Source organism: Spirochaetae bacterium HGW-Spirochaetae-1 (assembly GCA_002839375.1).
GTDB lineage: Bacteria > Spirochaetota > UBA4802 > UBA4802 > UBA5550 > PGXY01.
In genome coordinates, this window is the sequence record PGXY01000007.1 from 101,456 (window position 1) to 121,122 (window position 19,667).

Consider the following 19,667-nt stretch of genomic DNA (forward strand, 5'->3'; position numbering starts at 1 on the left):
ATGCCTGATGAATACATCACATACTGAAATTAATATTTACACCGATGGCAGCTGCAATCCTTCACATAAAACAGGCGGCTGGGCTGCGATATTATTAATGAAAGGACAAAAAATTTCTTTAACGGGCGAAGAAACAGAAACAACACATAACCGGATGGAACTGCTGGCCATCATCAGGGCGCTTGAGTATATCATGGCCCAGGGCACTACACCCTGCTCCATTATAATACATTCCGACAGTCAATATGCCGTATCGCTGATCGACCGCAGGGAAAAACTCATAGCCGCTTCTTTTATGACAAAAAAAGGCAGCGACATAAGGAACAAGGACCTGGTTATGCTACTCTTCAGTTACATTGAATCGTTACATCCTGTTTTCAAAAAAGTAAAAGCGCATCAGCGCAAAAGCGAGTCAGACAACTATAACCGTGACGCCGACAAACTGGCAAGAAAAACAGTACGCGAGCAAGTCCGTAAACATTACACTGATTAAAAGCAGCTCTATTTTTTCTCCGGGAAGTATATATGAAAATTCTTGTTGATGCCGATGCCTGTCCCTCAGCCATAAAGGATATACTGATCCGGGCTGCGGAACGGGTCAGGATACCCGTTATTTTTATCGCCAATCAGCATGTCCGACTGCCTGTTTCGGATTATATCTCAATGATACTCGTCGAGGCCGGACCTGATATTGCCGATGACAGGATAGTTGAACTTGCGGAAGACGGCGACATTGTTATCAGTGAAGATATTCCCCTGGCCGATCGCGCGATAGATAAAGGAGCTTTTATAATATCTACACGGGGTGAACTGTACACAAAGGAAAATATCAAACAACGCCTTGCCACGCGTGATCTGCTGAATGATCTCCGCAGTGCCGGAATAGAAACGGGAGGCCCCGACCGATTGAGCCAGAAAGATATCAGGATGTTCGCCAATCAGCTGGACCGGTTTTTGACAAAGCACTGCTGAGCAACATCTCGAACTGTTTCTGCCTCCCGGCAATAATCAAAGTAATCATCGGCGTATCCAAAAATAAAAATCCATAATGATTTATTGACATTTGACCTTTCCCCTTCAGTTCAATAATTCCTTGACTTCCCGTCTCGTTTTTACAGAATCTGTTTCGAAATCAAAAATTATTTATGGGATGATAATCCTGAATCATCCCATGCAGATTAAATAGAATACGGGGTTAACTGTTATGGAAAACCAGAATGCACGCGAACACTGGGGATCACGATTGGGGTTTATACTTGCCGCCGCGGGTTCGGCTGTCGGTCTGGGCAACATCTGGAAATTCCCCTATCTTGCCGGTGAAAACGGGGGAGCGGCCTTCGTATTAATATACCTGCTCTGTATTCTGATACTGGGGTTACCCATCATGATCGCCGAGATCGTCATCGGCAGGCACACAGAAAAAAATCCCGTTGGCGCCTTCAGGACCATCGGGGGAGGAAGATGGGTCATTGTGGGCTACATGGGGGTCATTACCGGCTTTCTTATCATGACCTATTACAGCGTCGTGGGCGGCTGGACCATGGGATATATGGTAAAAAGCCTTTCGGGCACCATAACATCAATATCGAGCACCCGGATGTCCGAAGATATTTTCTCAGCGTTCATACAGGACCCTGTTCAGATGCTTGCATATCACTCCCTTTTTATCTCAGCCACGGTCTTCATTGTATATCGGGGGATATCAAACGGTATTGAAAAATGGACCAAGGTACTCATGCCCGTACTCTTTATCATCATATTAATTCTTATCGTACGGTCCGTCACGCTTCCCGGCGCGGAAAGAGGTCTCTCTTTCTACCTCATGCCCGATTTCTCAAAAATCACCACCAAGGTCATTATTGAAGCCCTGGGCCAGTGTTTTTTCAGCCTGAGCCTGGGCATGGGAGCCATGATCACCTATGGAAGCTACCTGTCGCGCAAGGAAAAGATACTTTCTTCAGCCCTGCAGATAGTGATCCTCGACACGCTCGCTGCCTTTCTCGTGGGACTGGCCATTTTCCCCGCGCTCTTCGCCGTGGGCATGACTCCAGAAAAAGGGCCCGGGCTCACGTTCAATGTGCTTCCCGTGGTATTTTCCAAAATGCCCTATGGATCCATTTTCTCAACGCTCTTTTTCATGCTCCTGTTTATCGCGGCCCTCACTTCATCCATATCCCTGGTACAGGTAGTTGTATCCTATACCACGGATGAATGGGGCTGGAGCCGCAGAAAGGCGGCACTCTCTACCGGAGCAGCTATTCTCCTCCTGGGCATACCCGCCGCGCTTTCCTTCGGCGCCATGAAAGATGTTAAAATCTTCCTGGGCAATACCTATTTCGATTTTATGGATAAAGTGACGACCATTTACATGCTTCCCATTGGAGGGCTTTTAATCGCCATTTGCCTGGGATGGAAATATGGTCTGAACAATACCATGCATGAACTCGATCCCGACACCAACAATGTGCTCCTGGAAAAAATATGGGCCCTTTCGATTAAATATATAGCGCCCCTGCTGCTCGTGGCGATTATCGGATATTTTGGTATTTACAGTATGGTGAAATAAGCGGATGGTCGAAAGGAAAAACCTGTTTTTTCGAAGTGTTGGTAAATCACATTGACAAAGATATACATTCCCTGTACAATAAAGTAGAGCAATTATCAATAACAACAGGGGGAATCAATCATGACCATACATAATTGGAAATCAGCTTCCCGGTTAATCATATTATTCCTGGCATGGTTTTTACTTGCAATTATCGCTCCCTTACTCGCATCGGAAAGCCGTAGCGGCATATCTCCCGATGAGGCGCTGACGCTTTTGAAAACAGGCAATGAACGCTACAGCACCGCCAGGATGATACACCCCAACATCACCAGGCTGAGAATGGAGGAAACGGACAAAAACGGCCAGCATCCCTATGCTACGATAATCGGCTGTTCCGATTCCCGCGTTCCCCTGGAACTTATCTTTGACGCGGGCCTCGGGGACATTTTCGTAATCCGCGTTGCCGGCAATGTCGCCGATACTGACGAAGCCGGTTCCATTGAATACGGCGTGGACCACCTGGGAACGCCCGTGCTGATCGTTCTGGGCCATTCAAAATGCGGAGCAGTAACGGCCGTTGCAAAAGGTGACGAAGTCCATGGCAACATCCCCCGTCTAGTTGACAACATCGGGCCCGCCGTAGATAAAGCAAGGGAAAAACTCGGAAATGATTTTTCCCCCGCCCTGCTTGAAGCTTCGATCGTAAACAATGTATGGCAATCCATCGAGGACCTCTACACGAGAAGTCCCTCAACAATACAACGCGTACGGGAAGGAAAGCTCAAAGTCCTGGGTGCGGTTTACCATCTTGAATCGGGAAAGGTTGAATGGCTTGGCGAGCATCCGCAGCAGAATTCTCTGTTAAAGCAGGGTGATACAATCTTTATTTTACCGGCCCTCACACCGTCTATGTTCCTGACAACGGGAATTATCCTCGTACTGCTGATCGGAGCCATGTTTTTCTTTGTGAGCCGCAAACGAATTATAAAGATGGGAATAAAAGGAAGAGTATATGCAGCGTTTCTTTCATTGATTGCGGTCACGTGCATTGCTTCGATATATGCCATACGGGCATCATCGGTTTATTCATCGCAGCACTTCACGTTATCCATCATAATTATGTATGTTCTCATTCCGGCCGTAATTGTCCTTGTTTTTTCATTTATTTTCGCCGGTTCAATTCTCACTTCCTTCCGCACCATTATAAGCACCCTCAAGAAGGAGGTCGGGGAATCTCCCGCGGAATAGACAGGACTTAAGAGGATTTTCCGTTTAAGGAATTGACATTGTCCCGACAATACTATACACTTTACAGAAGAGAATGCTTATGAAAACATTGAACTGTATCCTTCTCCTGACTTCCGCACTGTTCCTCCTTAAGTGCAATCCCATGTATGAGGATGTTCAGGGGAAAATGCGCAACTCGCTCCACCCCTCCAGGCCCCCATTCAGCACCATATACCATGGGGCCTCATTCCGTTTCCCCTATGGCGCCTGCGATGAAGTGCAGTGCCACGGCGCAGACCTGCGTGGAGGTAACTCAGGAGCACCATCGTGCTATTCCTGTCACGGTAACAAGTGGACCATCTTTACAACGACCCATACTCTTAAAGTGGCAGGCATATATCACCACACTGCCGTAGATACGGGAAGCACCACGGACAACACCTCATGGTTCAGCACGTGCAAGGACGCCGCCTGTCATGGCGTCAATCTGGAAGGTGTGGCAGGAGCGGGCTATCGCTGCCAGGATTGTCACAACCCTATTCCGGCTCCAGGACACCGCAGCAAGAAGGAAGGGGCATGGCATCACTTTAATTACAGTCATGAGAATCCATCTGTGTACTGCAGCGGTAGCGTATGCCATGGCGCAAGTGGTGAGGGTACCGGAACAACGTTAGCTCCCCCCTGTTCAACGTGTCATGATTAACATGATGAATCGGCCGTTCTGTACGCTAATAATATTTTATATAGAAATGAACTCAGCAAAAGGATATATGAAACATAAAACGGCAATCATACTGCTGGTAATCACAGCCATCTTCGCCGGGGCCTGTTCCTTTTTCAGGCCTGCCGAAGAACACTCCTTCGGTGATGAGTGCAAGCACTGCCACGGAGAAAAGCTTCAGGGCGTGCATAACGTGAAAGCCACATGCGGACAGTGCCATGACCTGAAACCCATACGTCCCGAAGAAATTACTGACGCGGCCCGCAAAGAGGCAGTTCTGTCGGAGCCCCACATACATCGTGTGAAAAACATGTTCAGCAGCACACCGTCATGCTTCAATTGTCATCGCAGGACAGATTTTTAGGGACGAGGTACAACTATGAAAAGCAGACTCATCGCCCTTTCGCTCATGATTCTTCCGATAATTTCAGGACCGGTTTTTGCCGGCGGTACCGTTCCCTACATCTTCAATCTTCCCACCTCCCAGACCAATGGTTCAAAGGTCTTTATTCTGGACGTGGGGCATCGTTATTTTGATGTCAACCGGCACACCACCAACATAAACCTGTCCCTGTCCTATGGTATCATCGATCCCCTGGACGTACTCCTGGGCTACTCATTCAAAAATAAGGATATCGTTCTGAGCGGGAAATATAACATTCTCAATGACTTCAGCGCGAGTGATATCTTCTCACTTTCAATAGTCCTGGGCGGGGGATTCAAGGATACGAACGGTATCAATAACTCCCTGTCCCTGTCCTACGCCGACAAGGCGAACATCGATTCGCAGACCACACTCCCCATGAAGGACCGTCCCTCTTTTTTCACCCAGGCCGTCATGGAAAAACATTTTTTCAGCAACAAACTGACCCTGGGCATTGTCCCCACCTTCGCCTATAACACCAATTTCTTCGGCATAAACAGCAGCTACGATTTTACCTTCGGCGCCGGGTTCCAGGCCGGTTATTACATCTTCGATCACGTGGCCCTCTGCAGTGAGGTGACCATGAATATCTTCGGCTTCGCCTTCAAGTACGTGAACTACAATGCCGGGGTAAAATACGCCGGATACCGGCACACCTTTTCCCTCTGGGTAGGCAATAGCGCCGGCTACTCACCCGTGGAATATGTTACGGGAAACAATGTCCTGACGCCAAAATTCAGCTTTACTTTCACGCGCGAATTTGATCTATAGAACTGAACCATAGAAAAAGGAGTCTTACTGCCGATGAAAAAATGGGTCTATACCTTTAAGAGCATTCGTGTGGATACGGTAGAAAAACCGGTACTCGGGACGGGCTACTCCAGAATGGCACTGGAATTTGATATGGCGAGTGTTCAGGAACACCATCTTGAACTGGGCCTTCTGCAGATTCTCCGCGACCGGACATGGAAAATGAATATATCCCTGTCGGCCATGGTTATCTTCGCTGTTTTTTCCCTCCTCTACGGCCTGCTTAAAATAGGCCTCAGAGTGGATTTTGGCGCGCCCGAAGGAGCCCTGGTCCGCAATATCTATATCCTGTCCCTGGTTCTTTCTTTCCTTTTTATCTGGATATTGTTTTCCCTCCGGTTCGGTATAACAAACCTGAAAAAAGAAGCGGTGGAAAAGGAACGGGGACCGGGAACCTGGAAACTCATCGATGAAAAAGAATGGGACCGGTTCTACCGCCTGTGGAAACTGGCCAGGGAAAAGGAAGAAAAAGACCTGGAGGAATTTAAAAATAAACTTGCCACAAAAGACACGAAATAGAAAATTCCCCTTTAAAAGACCTGTCCGTGAGGCAGGTACATTCAACTGACACGAACGCCCCAGACCGGGGCGACAAACCATGACCGAGAGGAAATACCCATGCAGATCAACGAAACGGCAAAAACAAACTTTTCCGGCCTCAGCGCCAATCCCTATCCCGGAAGGGGCATTGTCATCGGCACATCCCCCGATGAAACGAGCATCTATCAGATTTACTGGATCATGGGCAGAAGCGCCAACAGTCGCAACCGGATATTCCTGAAAGAAGACAACAATTTTCTCAAGACCAAGGCCTTCGACGAATCCAAAGTGGAGGACCCTTCCCTAATCATCTACTATCCCCTTAAGCATATAAAAAACGCCCACATCGTTACCAACGGCGACCAGACCGACACAATTCATGAATCGATCAAAAAAGGCGGCTCCTTCGAAGACGCTCTGCACACGCGCGATTTCGAGCCCGACGGCCCCAACTTCACACCCAGGATTTCCGGCATCACTGATCTGGACGACAAAAAATATATTTACCGGCTGGCCATTAACAAGACCATCGGCAACAACGAAAAATATCCCCTGCGTCAGTTCTTCTGCTACGCATCGCCCCTGGCGGGTTTCGGCCACATGATCACAACCTATTCCGGCGACGGCAATCCACTTCCCTCATTCCAGGGAGAGCCGCTCATCGTGCCCATATTTGACAGCATCGGGGAAAACCTGAAAAACTACTGGGGAGCCCTGAACAGCGATAACAGGATATCCCTCCTGGTGAAAAAAATAGACCGCCGGGAAGGAACCGTTGAGATTGTCGTGGAGAACAAACTGGTTTAACTGGCAGCACTTTGGTATACCAGGCATTTAAGGCAGGCTAACGCACAGGGGTGTCACCAAAAGGCACCCCTTTTGTATTTCCCTATGTCTCGAAATCGGGGTCGGGGATTGTTCTTCCGGTTTGAATTGCTTTGTCAGTTTGAGTGCGGGTTACTGGTTTTTTTCGTAATGTTCAAGGCCGAAATAGGTAAGCATATCCTGAAAAAGGGACTCGGCGCGGATATCCTTTCTTCTGTCAATGTAGAGTTTGAAATAGCCTTCGAAATCCTCGCGCATATGATTGAGTATTTTTCTCGTCTCTTCCCGTTCCTGCGTGTCAAGGATCTCCTCACACCGTTTATAGGCATCAAGAAGGTGTTCCGTCAGCATCCTGATATCATCACAGATCTTTTCGATATCAGAGCTCAACCGCGAAATTATTCTTTTCTGGTTCATGTCAGCACACATATGAAATATACATCACTAAAACGCGGCTAGTATAAAACAACGGGCTTCTATTGTCAATATCATTTCATAATGTGAAACGGATTGATAAAAATGATACGGGTAAATATTTCTTGATATTTGCCGGATTTCATTTACACTATTGCGATGATGTCTATAAATAGTATCCGGAAATATCCCGCTATCGATATCATTCGCATGGACAATGATCGGGGAAACGGCATGGACGGATCTCAGGCAGAAAAACATGCAATGACTGAAATGTGGTAATTCATAATGGGACCAAAAAATAGAATTTCAGCGTTTATGGGAAAAATCACCGGTACCACTTCGGGAAATCCCGATACGGCGCTCATGGAATACATGACAAAAACCGTGCTCATTGTTCTTACCCTGGTGAGCGCTTCTTTTTCAATCATTTCCATGGCGGGATGGATTTTCAACATCATTCCCGGCGATACTGTACTTATCCTCCTTTCCATGAACCCTCTTTTTATAACAGGATGGCTCCTTGCCCGGCATGGATACTGGCGCCTTGGAAGCCTGATTCCCCCAACCCTTATTTTTTCTTCTGCTGTGTATGGCAATTACATCGGCGGTATCGATGCGCCGGCCATGCTCCTGTATGTTACTGCTATAATCCTGGTGGCCATGCTCAGGGGAATCCGTGATATGTACTGGGCCCTGTTTTTCTCCCTGGCTTCTTACCTTGGCCTGGGAGTGGCGCATCACCTGCATATAATTGAACAGATGCGCTCGGGCAAAACGGTCTTCATGAACCGCATAACCGTCACCATTTCCGTCATCACGGGAATCACTCTACTGGTCCGCTTTCTGATCATCCAGTTCCGGAAAGCCCTGGACCAGGCACGCAGTGAAATCAGGGAGCGCAGGGTCGTGGAGGAAGAGCTCCGTGTCAGCGAAAAAAAATACCGTGACCTGGTGCAGAGCGCCAATAGTATCATCATCCGAATAAACATGCGAGGCGAAGTCACGTTCTGGAATGAATTCGCCGAAAGCTTTTTTGGATTTCGCAGCGATGAAATCATGGGCCGCAACGTCGTGGGGACCATTGTTCCCGAGAGCGACATGGCAGGCACAAACCTGAAACTCATGATGGAAAATATCCTGAAAAACCCCGAAAGCTTCCGTTCCAATGAAAATGAAAACATGACACGCGACGGGAATCGGGTCTGGATAGCCTGGGCCAACAGGCCCATCCTGGACTTACAGGGAAATTTCCAGGAGATCCTCTGCGTGGGCAATGATATCACGGAAAGAAAACGAGCCCATGAAGAAAAGGAAAAAATGCAGGATCAGCTTATCCATGCCCAGAAAATGGAGGCCATTGGAACGCTCACGAGCGGCCTGGCTCATGATTTCAACAATATTTTAAGCGGCATCATGGGGAGCCTGAGTCTTCTGGATAATCTGCTGAAAAAGGAAACCATAAACAGGCGGGATAAGTCTGATAACTATATCAGAACAGCCCTGGAGTCGTCCCGACGGGCATCGGATATGATACGTCAGCTCCTGCTCCTGTCGCGGAAACAGGACATCAGCCTCGAACCCATCGACATAAACGAATCGCTCAGTCATGTAATCAACATCTGCATGAACAGCTTTCCAAAAAGTATTACCGTCAATGCACAATACAGCGAAAAACCCACGATCGTCATGGCCGACTCTATTCTCATCGAACAGATTTTCCTGAACTTCTGCGTCAATGCCTCCCATTCAATGACGGTTATGAGAAATCCCGGTAATGCCGAGGGGGGCGATCTAACCGTTACCGTTTCATCGGCACAAATACATGAAGAAGAATGGCCACAGTCCCATGAAAACAGCCATGGCGGCCGCTTTGCGGCTATTGAATTCAGCGACACGGGAATCGGCATGGACAAGGAAACACAGGAACGTATATTCGAACCCTTTTACACCATGAAAAAAAATGAAGGAGGGACGGGCCTTGGGCTTTCCATAGCCTACGGCTTTGTCAGTCGCCTTGGTGGCTTCATAAAGGTCAAGTCCGCCATAAGTAAGGGATCAACTTTCACCATTTTCCTGCCGGAACTGAGTGATAAAACGGTATGCCGCGAAAGAATGGAAGCCCCCAAAGATCTCATCAGCGGCCACGGTACCATTCTGGTCATCGATGACGAACCGTTCGTACGAGATGTTGCCGGAGACTCCCTCACATCATGCGGTTATGAAGTTATTACCGCCCATGACGGCATGAGCGGCATTTCAATGTACCGGGAAAGACGGGAAAGTATCGACGCCGTACTCCTGGATATATCCATGCCCTACATGTCGGGGCTCGAGGTCCTGGGAAAACTGAAGGAAATCAATGAATCCGTTGTGGTGATACTCAGTTCAGGTTACTCCGACGACCCCCGGGTGTCAGCCGGGCTTGAACAGGGCGCTGCGGGATTTATCCGGAAACCCTACACAGCCGGGGAACTATCCAGCTGCATATATGAAATTCTGCACAAACACCGATGATTTCACCTCATCATGTTAAGATTCCATAAATTTTTGCGGGAATGGCGCTACCGCCCTACCACTGAAATAAATTTTATTTGACGAAATTACCCATAAATTTATGTATAATCCCTTCCTGAAATATTTTTAACCGGGGATTAAAATGATTACTTCAAAGGACTCAACTGAAAACAAAGAATACTTTTCGAAAAGTGATGGTGTTTCTTCACGCGTGAAACGCATCGGCGTACTTACCTCGGGCGGCGACTGCAGCGGTATGAACGCCTGCGTGCGCTCCATTGTCCGGACCGCCCTGTCCCAGGGCATCGAAGTCTACGGCTTTAAAAAGGGCTACCAGGGCCTTCTGGACAATGATTATCGCAGCCTCACATCCCAGGACGTTTCCGGCAAAATCGGCCGGGCCGGCACTTTTCTTCAATCGGCGCGCTGCCTGGAATTCAAAACCGACGAAGGAATGAAGCGCGGCCATGAAAACCTCATCGACCTGGGCATCGACGGGATCATTGTCATCGGCGGAAACGGCTCCCTCTCAGGAGCGCTGAAGCTCCATGAGATCGGTGTTCCTGCCGTGGGCGTTCCCGCATCAATAGACAATGACCTTTACGGGACGGACATGTCCATGGGCGTCGACTCTGCTCTCAACGTGATTGTCAACGCCGTTGATATGATCAGGGACACGGCCTCGAGCCATGACCGCATGTTCATTATCGAGGTGATGGGAAGAAACTGCGGCTACCTGGCCCTGGCTTCAGCCGTGGCAACAGGAGCCGAGGCGGCCCTCATACCCGAGGTACCTTACAACCTTGATGAAATCGCGCGCAGGCTCAAGCGCCGCTTCAAGGAAAAGAAAACAAACAGCATCATCATTGTTTCTGAAGGCGCCGGATCGGCCGCGGATTTCGCCGCAAAGCTTACGGGGAAAGTGGGGTATGATATACGCGTCTCCGTACTGGGACACATGCAGCGCGGGGGAAATCCCTCGGTGTTCGACCGCGTACTGGCGAGCAAGATGGGCCGTAATGCCGTACTGGCCCTGGAAAAGGGCGAGAGCGGCGTCATGATGACCTACTGTGACAGTGTATATTCATCCATATCCCTGAGCGAGGCACTGTCGAAGCAGCGGCCCCTGTCGCAGAGCCTCCTGGATCTCGCGGCTCTGCTGGAGAGCTGACGGGCACACGGATATCAGCGCCCCTCTTCATCAAATCCGGTGGTGAATTCTGATCATGAAAATTAACACTGTTTTTATCTTGACAAAAAAACCGTCCAGGTGGATGATGAGTGACATGTCAGTCATCATCCACCTGGAGGAAATATGAAAAACTATTCCAATTCCCGCAGCCTGATCATGACCTTACTTATGGCAACCCTATGTATGACGGGCTGTTTCGAAAGCCTGAATCCACCGATAACTGATGAAACCAATAATATAACGCCTGCAAATATTGATGAAAGCAGCCCCTATCAATTTGCCAACGGCTGCTATTCCATGGAATTTACCCGGACCGGCGAATCCCTGGAGGGGCAAAATACATGCTACAGGGCCGGGGACAACGGGGAACCTTTTTTCATGAAACCGGCAGCATTGGGACAGTATATCTTCCATGACAGCCGGGGACGCTATCTCGCCATAGTAAAAACTATCACGGGCTATCGGCCCGTAAGAACGGACAGGCTGAACACCGGTGCCATCTGGGAATTGAAATGGGAAAACTCCATGGAAGGCTATGTTCTGCGTTCTATCCAGGCCGGTCTCATCCTTGAAATGAACGAAAAAGGGGCTCTGACCCTGACGCGCGAAACCTCGGAGCGGTGCCTCGTCGCCTTTACTGAAACCGAAGGATGCAGGAGCTTCCCCGAGGCCGATCTGAATGTCAATCTGAACATCGATGCGAAAAAGGCACTTTCACGGCCCAATCCCGGAACCCCCGGTGATAAGTATTCCGACAGGGAACCTGTTACGGGTTACGCCGATACACATGCCCACCTGAACCACTTCCTGGGCTCGGGCCAGACCACCTTCGTGGGCGAGACCTTCAATCCCCTGGGAATCACCGAAGCCTTGAAGGACTGCTCGTCCCTGCACGGCATCGATGGTGTAACCGATCTTTTCGGCATGGCCGTGGACGGCCATGCGTCTCATGACACTTCGGGCTGGCCCGATTTTAATTTCTGGCCCACAACGTATACCAGCACGCATCAGCAGGCCTATTACCGCTGGCTCGAACGATCCTGGCTGGCCGGGCAGAGGGTCCTGGTACAACAGATGGTGAGCAATGAAATCCTGTGTAACATCAAGAAACTGATTCCCAGTGAAAAAATCGGCGTCACCTGTGATGACATGGAAATCGCCGAGCTTCAGCTGAATAATATCTACGAGATGCAGGATTACATCGATGCCCAGTGCGGCGGCCCCGGACAGGGCTGGTTCCGCATCGTCACATCGTCACGGGAGGCCCGCCGCGTTATCGCGCAGGGTAAGATGGCAGTCTTTTTGTCCCTTGAATTCGACACGGTCTTCGGGGCCGGTATTGATTATTTCGGCCGCTATGAGAGCGGAAAAATATCACGGGAAGAGCTCGACGATGAGCTCCGCAACATAGAGGAGCAGCTCGATTATTTTTATGAACGGGGCGTACGCAGCGTGTTCCCCATCCATGCCTTCAACAACGGTTTCGGCGGAGCGCAGCTCTATCAGACACCAATTTTCAACCTGGTCAACATGATGGAACGCGGATCATTCTTTGACGTGGAGGCTGCATCCAATCCCCGCATACAGTACCGGGAAGACGGCATTGCCGTGGATAATCCCGATGAGATGCAGGCCCTGTTCCCCTTCCTGCCCTTCGTGCCGATAACGGCTGAAGGCCAGGGTCACTCCAACACCCTGGGCATGAGCGGCCTGGGCGAATGGCTCCTGGAGTTACTTATAAACAGAAGAATGATCATAGAGATAGACCATATGGGCGAACACACACTGGACCGGGCCATGGAAATATTATGGGAGGCGAAATATCCCGGGGTCATAGCTTCACATACCCGCATTATCGATCTCAAGGAAGGCCAGAAGGCCTGGGAGCAGCTTGATATCCCCCGCATGATTAAGATATTGCAGTTGGGAGGCATCGTGGCCCCCATGCTCTGGGAAACACTGGAAGGACACCAGAAATGCGTTGCCGATTACCTGAAGCTCATGATGGACGGCGGCGGCAGGATAGAAAACGAACAGTATGAAAAATACGGGCAGAACGAAGTCCATGCCTCATGGTATGATATGAATGACGAATCCCTGGACGACCTGGTATGGGGCGTTCCCTATGCCACGGACGTTAACGGCGCCTGTCCCCTGCCCAACTTCGACACTTTCCCGCAATTTCAGGAAACCATAGAATACGGCTTCGGTCCTCTCTTCCCGGGTGTATATTCACCGGGCACGGAGATATCTTTTGAAAAACAGGTAACGGGCAGCCGCATCTTTGACATCAACGGCGACCGGGGCATGGCCCACTACGGCCTTATGCCGGACATGATCAGAAAGATGCAGCTTGATCCCGAAACTGTATTGATGCAGCCCTTATTCAATTCGGCCGAAGCCTACCTGAGGATGATGGAACGCGTTGAACGCTATTCTGACACATACCCGGCAAGGGACAGTGAGTACTGGGAATAATACTTACTTGTTCCGGACCGACACACCGGGAAAGCCGGGCTCACTCCACCTCGCGTTTTTTCCATAACAGGTATATGGCCGGATACACAAGAAGTTCCATGATAAATGAAGTGAACAATCCGCCCACCATGGGCGCGGCAATCCGCTTCATCACATCCGCTCCCGTGCCCATGGACCACATTATGGGCATGAGACCCATCACCGCGGTCATTACCGTCATTATTTTGGGACGGATTCGTTTGACCGCGCCGTGAACTATGGCTTCTTTCAGTTCATGAAGATTATTAAGCCTTCCGTTCTTTTTCGCATCATTATAGGATAGGTCCAGAAACAACAGCATGAATACGCCGGTCTCGGCATCGAGCCCCATGAGAGCAATCAAACCCACCCATACCGCTATGGAGGTGTGATAGCCCAGCACGTACATGAGCCAGATCGCACCCACGGCTGAAAACGGTACGGCAAGCATTACCACCGATGCCTTGAATGCTGATTTTGTATTCATGTACAAGAGCACGAATATCAGCAGGATCGTGATGGGCAGAACTATTTTTAATCGATCAGCAACCCGCTGCATGTTTTCATACTGCCCGCTCCAGGTGAGGGAATACCCGGCGGGCATCCTGATATTCTTGCGGACAATTTCTTTCGCTTCCTTTACGTATGATCCCACATCACGATCGGCGATATCGACATACACATATCCGGCCAGCCTCCCGTTTTCATCGCGTATCATTGCCGGTCCGTATGTCAGCTTGATGTCGGCCACTTCCTTCATCGGCACCTGGACGCCCTTCATTGTTGTAATGAATACACGTTCCAGATCATCCACCTGGGTACGCATTGATCGCGGATACCTGACGTTAATGGAATATCTCTCTCTCCCTTCAATTGTCATGGATACGGTATCGCCGCCTATGGCGCTCATAACGACCTCCTGAAAGTCGTCTATGTTCAGGCCGTAACGCGCAAGCGCCTCTCTTTTCGGAGTGAGGTCAACGTAAAAGCCACCCCCTACCCGCTCGGCAAAAACGCTCCGTGTACCCTTAACATTCTTAAGCACGGTCTCGATTTCACCGCCAACCCGCTGTATCTCGTTGAGGTCCGAACCGAATATCTTGATGCCCACGGGGGTCCTTACACCGGTGGTCAGCATGTCGATACGCCCTTTAATCGGCATTGTCCATGCATTACTATTCCCGGGAATCTGCATTTTCTCATCCATTAAAGCGATAAGCTCGTCATAGCTTATTTTATCGGGCCAGATCCGGCGCAGCAGCCATTTAAGCGGCGCAGGCGCCCAGGAAGAATACCAGCGGTTTTTGTCACGCCATTCTTCCTGAGGACGAAGATGTATGGTAGTTTCCATCATGGAAAAAGGCGCGGGGTCCGTAGAAGTGTCGGCGCGGCCCGCTTTGCCGAAAACCGTATGTACTTCCGGAAAGGATTTTAATATTTTATCCTGCATGAGCAACAGGTTACGCGCCTCGGTCACGGAAATGCCCGGCAGCGTTGTGGGCATATACAGTATGGTCCCCTCGTTGAGCGGAGGCATAAACTCCGACCCGAGCCGGCAATAAACGGGAATTGATGTAATAACCAGCAGCATGGCGGCGGCTATCACCCTCTTCGGGTGTTCCAGAACCCACCTGCACGGCCCGTCATAGAGCCTGAAAAGGACACTGCTTATGGGGTGTTTTTCCTCGGGATAATACTTTCCAACAAAAAGGCTGGTCATGGTCCGGGAGAGCCACGGGGGTTTAAGATGGAACGGTTCAAGCCTCGTAAAAAGCATACGCACAGCCGGGTCGAGCGTGACGGCAAGCAGAGCAGCAATGCCGATGGTCAACGTCTTTGTCCAGGCCAGCGGCGAAAAGAGACGGCCTTCCTGGTCCACCAGGGTGAATACGGGAAGAAATGCCACGGCGATCACCAGCAGAGAGAAAAAGACCGACGGCCCCACTTCCATGAGCGCTTCAAGCCTGACCTCATGAAAGTCGCCTTTGCGGCCCCCGGCAATCCATTGTTCAATTTTTTTATATGCGTTTTCCACTTCAACGATGGCCCCATCGACGAGCACTCCAATTGAAATGGCGATTCCCGCAAGACTCATAATGTTGGAAGAAATACCGAAAAAATACATGGGGATAAAAGCCAGCACAACTGATATGGGAATGGTTATAATAGGCACCATTGCCGAGGGAAAATGCCAGAGGAATAGAAGAATGACGAGACTCACGATGACCATTTCTACTATAAGCTCGTCTTTCAGGTTGTCTATGGATTTACGTATCAGATCTGACCGGTCATAGACCGTTTTAATTTCAACGCCCGATGGAAGAGTCGGTTTTAAATCCTCAATTCTTGATTTTATCCGTTCGATGACCCTCAACGCGTTCTCTCCGTGGCGTATTATAACAATGCCGCCCGTTACATCACCGAGCCCGTCAAGTTCCGCAAGCCCGCGGCGGATCTGGGGGCCCAGAGTAATCGTCGCCACGTTTTCCAGCATGACGGGGGTTCCGCCGCTTTCCTTGAGTGGTATTTTTTTAAGGTCGTCGGTGCTCTTTACGTATCCCTTGGCCCGTACCATGAACTCTTTTCCGGACCATTCAATAAGGCGTCCTCCGGCTTCATTATTATTTTTCTTGATAGCGTCAATTATATTCACCAGCGATAAGTTGTACGCATGAAGAAGGTCCGGATTGACAATAACCTGGTATTGTTTTTCAAAGCCGCCGATGCTTGCCACTTCGGCCACGCCGGGTATGCTCTGCAGTTCATATTTCAGCGTCCAGTCCTGGAAGGACCTGAGGCTTGCCAGGTCATGGGTGCCGGATTTATCAATAAGCACATACTGAAAAACCCATCCGACGCCCGTTGCGTCGGGACCCATTTCCATCTTGGCTCCTGAAGGCAGACTCCCCTGAATTTTCGAGAGGTATTCCAGCACCCGGCTGCGCGCCCAGTATATGTCAGTTCCGTCCTTAAAAATAACGTACACGTAGGAAAAACCGAAATCGCTGTAGCCGCGAATAGCCTTTACGCGTGGTGCTCCGAGAAGAGCTGTTATTATCGGGTAGGTGACCTGGTCTTCCAGGATGTCGGGACTACGGTCCCATTTCGTATACACAATCACCTGTGTGTCGGAGAGGTCCGGGATCGCGTCCAGGGGAATATTATTTATGGCATACACTGCATAGGCGAATGCCGCCGATATAAGGAGAATCACCAGCATCTTATTGTGTGCGGAAAATGAAATGATTTTTTTAATCATCGGTTCATTCCTGGTGCTGATGCCCGCCTTCAGTGCCCTTTTCATCCATGGCTCTATCGGGCTCCATACCCGATCCTTCCTTGCCGCTCACTGACCTGAAAGCGGCCTTCAGGGAAGATTCCGAATCAATAAGAAAGTTCGCCGATGTGACCACTCTCTCGCCTTCCTTTACACCGGAAATCACCTCGTAATACCCGTCAGCGGAATGAATGCCCGTTTTAATTTCATAGGGCACGATAAGATCACCCTTACCCTCGATGAAGATATAATTGAACAATCCCGTCTTCATGACCGCCTGGTCCGGAACGGCCAGCTTTTTACCCATGGTAAATGACAGTACCGCGTCCCCATACATATTTGGCTTGAGAATCAATCCCCCGTTGGGTATCTCCACCCTGGCTTTGAGAACGCGCGTCTCATCGTCCAGGAAGGGATTCAGAAAACTGATTCTTCCTTTAAAAGACTTTCCCTGCCAGTATGAAAGCGTCACATCCACGGACATGCCGATTTTGACAAAGGGAAGATCCGATTCATGAATATCCAGCACTCCCCATACACGTGAAAGATCAACAATCGACATGAGAGGATCGTTCATCATAATTTTCTGACCCTCGAGAACCATTTTCTCAGTCACATATCCCGACGCGGGGGCATACAGGATCACTACACGATCAATCTTACCCGACACTTTAATCTTATTGATTTGCGCCTCCGATATATCCAGGAGCCGGAGACGTTCGTGCACCGCCGATTCAATTTCCCTCATGCTGCGTGCGATATCGGAATTGTCATCCTCGGAAAACTTCTGAACGGCCTTGATCGCTGAAAGATATTCCTGCTGCGCCGAGAGCAGTTCCGGACTGTATATGGACAGAAGGGGGCTCCCTCTTCTGACAAATTGTCCGGTCTGATTCACATAGAGCTTCTCCACCCACCCGTTCATCTTGGTCATTACCCTGTACTGCCGGGTTTCATCGGGCACAATTTTTACTGATGTGCGTATTTCCTTCCTGATATTTCTGAACCCGACCCTTTCAAAGGACAGTCCGATCATTTCCCTCTTATCCCTGGTTATGGTCACCGGCGCCAGCCCAACGGGCGTCTTAATATCATCGACACTCCCGGGTTCAAAGGGGATCATATCCATCCCCATGGAATCCTTGCCGGGATGATCACTGATTTCGCCGGGATTCATACTGGACCGGTACATGGTCTTTTTATGCTTTGGTTCCGGCACAATGGGGACAAGCTTCATACCGCAAATGGGACAGTCGCCGGGTTTGTCCTGAACAATCTGAGGATGCATGGGGCAGGTATAAAGCTGTTTCTGCTCAGCCTGATGTAATTTATGACCCAGGGGCGTATGGTATATGATAGCATATCCCCCCGTAATAATCACCATTGCCGCCACTATGAATATTTTCAATCGACGCTTCACCGTATTACCTCTACACCCATCAGTGCATTCATTTCCGAATATGACGTATAATATTCCTTCACAGCCATGAACTGTTCTTTCCGGTACCGCAGGAGCATACGCACGGTATCCACAACGGGCATGAACTCAACGGAGCTTGTCCTGTAGCGCGCCATGGTGGTCTCCAGTGCAAGTTCCGTCTGGGGGATGAGCTTGTCATGATAAAGAAAATACAGATCCCTCCACCGTGTCATCTGGCTTGCCAGTGTTTCCGCTCTGGCAAACAGTTTATTCAGAAAATCCTCCCTCATATTTTTCGCCGATTCATTTTTTTTCTTCATCTCGTCGATCATGGGGATATTCTTTTTCCAGAACCATGCGGGAATGGAAAAAGAGACCATTGCCGAAACCATGTCGTCCCTCTTCTCAGCGCCATTGTCCTGCCGCTGCATATAGGAGACGCCGACATCCATGTCAGGCACGTATTCTGATTTTTTCAGTGATATCTCGTTGCCGCTGATTTCCACATTCAGGGAGAGCAGCTTCAGCTGCGGATTCGACGCCAGTATTTCACTGCGCACGGTTTCCATGGGGATAGAGCTGAAATCCTTCACCGGCAGTTCCGCGGCGGAAATTTTCACTGTCCTTCCGGCGAGGTAATTCAGGTTCTGTTCCATTTCCTTCTGTTTTTGTACCAGAGTAATGATTTCCCCGTCTATCAGATTATATTCAACATTAGCCTTGATGACATTCGCGATATTTCCCGTTCCCGCCTTTGTGGCCGCGACCTCGCTGTCTATTACAAGCCTGATCTGTTTTTTAATATCCTCAAGAATACCGATGGAAGAAATGGTATACATCAGTTCATAATAATACATTCTCACCATATGAAGAGTTTCAACCCTTTCAGCCTTGAGTATTGTCAGTGCTTTGTCATATTCGAGAACAGCTATTTTCCTGCGGTATGAGAGTTTGCCGAGAGGAATCATCTGTGAAAGGCCTATCTCTTTAGAAGTCATGCCTTCTTTTGAGAAGGAAAACGATGCGAGGGGAAGATTGTTAAGGCCCAGTTTCAGTTTCGGGTCTTCCAGAGCATCGCTCTGCGACACCCGTGCCTTCATCATGAGAACTTCCCCTTCCATGGCTTTAATACGCGGGTTCCCATCAAGCACCATCCTCTGCAGATCATGTATAGTGAATGATTCTCCATAAATAGGAAGCCATATCAACACAAGGGGAAGTAATAATTTTTTCATGATGAATAATTTTCCAATTTT

At 49.4% G+C, this 19,667-nt stretch carries 16 protein-coding genes; 12 read left to right on the forward strand and 4 right to left on the reverse strand.

The genetic code is table 11. The features are described 5' to 3' along the window. The first annotated feature begins 7 nt into the window (after window positions 1–7). The 9 genes from CVV44_14060 (at window position 8) to CVV44_14100 (ending at window position 7,077) form a co-directional block, all read left to right on the forward strand. A complete protein-coding gene (locus tag CVV44_14060; protein PKL37472.1) occupies window positions 8–493 on the forward strand; it encodes a hypothetical protein in 486 nt (161 codons plus the stop codon). 32 nt (window positions 494–525) lie between these two features. Further along, entirely contained in the window at window positions 526–972 is a 447-nt protein-coding gene (locus CVV44_14065; GenBank protein PKL37473.1) for a YaiI/YqxD family protein, read from the forward strand. 232 nt (window positions 973–1,204) lie between these two features. After that, window positions 1,205–2,566 (forward strand): sodium-dependent transporter, encoded by a 1,362-nt coding sequence (locus CVV44_14070; GenBank protein PKL37474.1) that lies wholly within the window; start codon window positions 1,205–1,207, stop codon window positions 2,564–2,566. 120 nt (window positions 2,567–2,686) lie between these two features. Beyond that, window positions 2,687–3,796 carry a hypothetical protein gene (locus CVV44_14075; protein ID PKL37475.1) on the forward strand — a complete coding sequence of 370 codons (1,110 nt, stop codon included), beginning with the start codon at window positions 2,687–2,689 and terminating at the stop codon, window positions 3,794–3,796. 455 nt (window positions 3,797–4,251) lie between these two features. Further along, window positions 4,252–4,449 carry a hypothetical protein gene (locus CVV44_14080; GenBank protein ID PKL37476.1) on the forward strand — a complete coding sequence of 66 codons (198 nt, stop codon included), beginning with the start codon at window positions 4,252–4,254 and terminating at the stop codon, window positions 4,447–4,449. A gap of 21 nt (window positions 4,450–4,470) precedes the next feature. Continuing rightward, a complete protein-coding gene (locus CVV44_14085; GenBank protein PKL37477.1) occupies window positions 4,471–4,860 on the forward strand; it encodes a hypothetical protein in 390 nt (129 codons plus the stop codon). A gap of 15 nt (window positions 4,861–4,875) precedes the next feature. Next, a complete protein-coding gene (locus tag CVV44_14090) occupies window positions 4,876–5,691 on the forward strand; it encodes a hypothetical protein (GenBank protein ID PKL37478.1) in 816 nt (271 codons plus the stop codon). 33 nt (window positions 5,692–5,724) lie between these two features. After that, a complete protein-coding gene (locus CVV44_14095) occupies window positions 5,725–6,249 on the forward strand; it encodes a hypothetical protein (GenBank protein PKL37479.1) in 525 nt (174 codons plus the stop codon). A 99-nt stretch (window positions 6,250–6,348) separates the two neighbouring features. Beyond that, window positions 6,349–7,077: an inosine monophosphate cyclohydrolase gene (locus CVV44_14100; protein PKL37480.1), complete on the forward strand. Its 729-nt coding sequence runs from the start codon at window positions 6,349–6,351 to the stop codon at window positions 7,075–7,077. A 150-nt stretch (window positions 7,078–7,227) separates the two neighbouring features. Here the strand turns inward: CVV44_14100 and CVV44_14105 are convergent, their stop codons facing one another. Next, window positions 7,228–7,524, reverse strand: coding sequence for a hypothetical protein (locus CVV44_14105; protein PKL37481.1), 297 nt, complete (start codon window positions 7,522–7,524; stop codon window positions 7,228–7,230). Between the two features lie 273 nt (window positions 7,525–7,797). Between CVV44_14105 and CVV44_14110 the strand changes: the two genes are divergently transcribed. The 3 genes from CVV44_14110 (at window position 7,798) to CVV44_14120 (ending at window position 13,696) form a co-directional block, all read left to right on the forward strand. Then, a complete protein-coding gene (locus tag CVV44_14110) occupies window positions 7,798–10,026 on the forward strand; it encodes a hypothetical protein (GenBank protein ID PKL37482.1) in 2,229 nt (742 codons plus the stop codon). Window positions 10,027–10,237: 211 nt separating this feature from the next. Continuing rightward, window positions 10,238–11,197, forward strand: a complete 960-nt coding sequence (gene pfkA, locus CVV44_14115) for a 6-phosphofructokinase (GenBank protein ID PKL37855.1) — start codon at window positions 10,238–10,240, stop codon at window positions 11,195–11,197. A gap of 144 nt (window positions 11,198–11,341) precedes the next feature. Next, window positions 11,342–13,696, forward strand: coding sequence for a hypothetical protein (locus CVV44_14120; protein PKL37483.1), 2,355 nt, complete (start codon window positions 11,342–11,344; stop codon window positions 13,694–13,696). A 40-nt stretch (window positions 13,697–13,736) separates the two neighbouring features. Here the strand turns inward: CVV44_14120 and CVV44_14125 are convergent, their stop codons facing one another. Genes CVV44_14125 through CVV44_14135 form a run of 3 tightly spaced genes read right to left on the reverse strand, consistent with a single transcriptional unit; the run spans window position 13,737 to window position 19,646 of the window. After that, on the reverse strand, window positions 13,737–16,973 hold the full coding sequence (locus tag CVV44_14125) for a CusA/CzcA family heavy metal efflux RND transporter (protein ID PKL37856.1): 3,237 nt from the start codon (window positions 16,971–16,973) through the stop codon (window positions 13,737–13,739). 4 nt (window positions 16,974–16,977) lie between these two features. Beyond that, complete coding sequence (locus CVV44_14130; protein ID PKL37484.1) at window positions 16,978–18,399, reverse strand: hypothetical protein; 1,422 nt, start codon at window positions 18,397–18,399, stop codon at window positions 16,978–16,980. Between the two features lie 8 nt (window positions 18,400–18,407). Beyond that, window positions 18,408–19,646, reverse strand: a complete 1,239-nt coding sequence (locus tag CVV44_14135; GenBank protein ID PKL37485.1) for a hypothetical protein — start codon at window positions 19,644–19,646, stop codon at window positions 18,408–18,410. Between the last annotated feature and the right edge of the window lie 21 nt (window positions 19,647–19,667).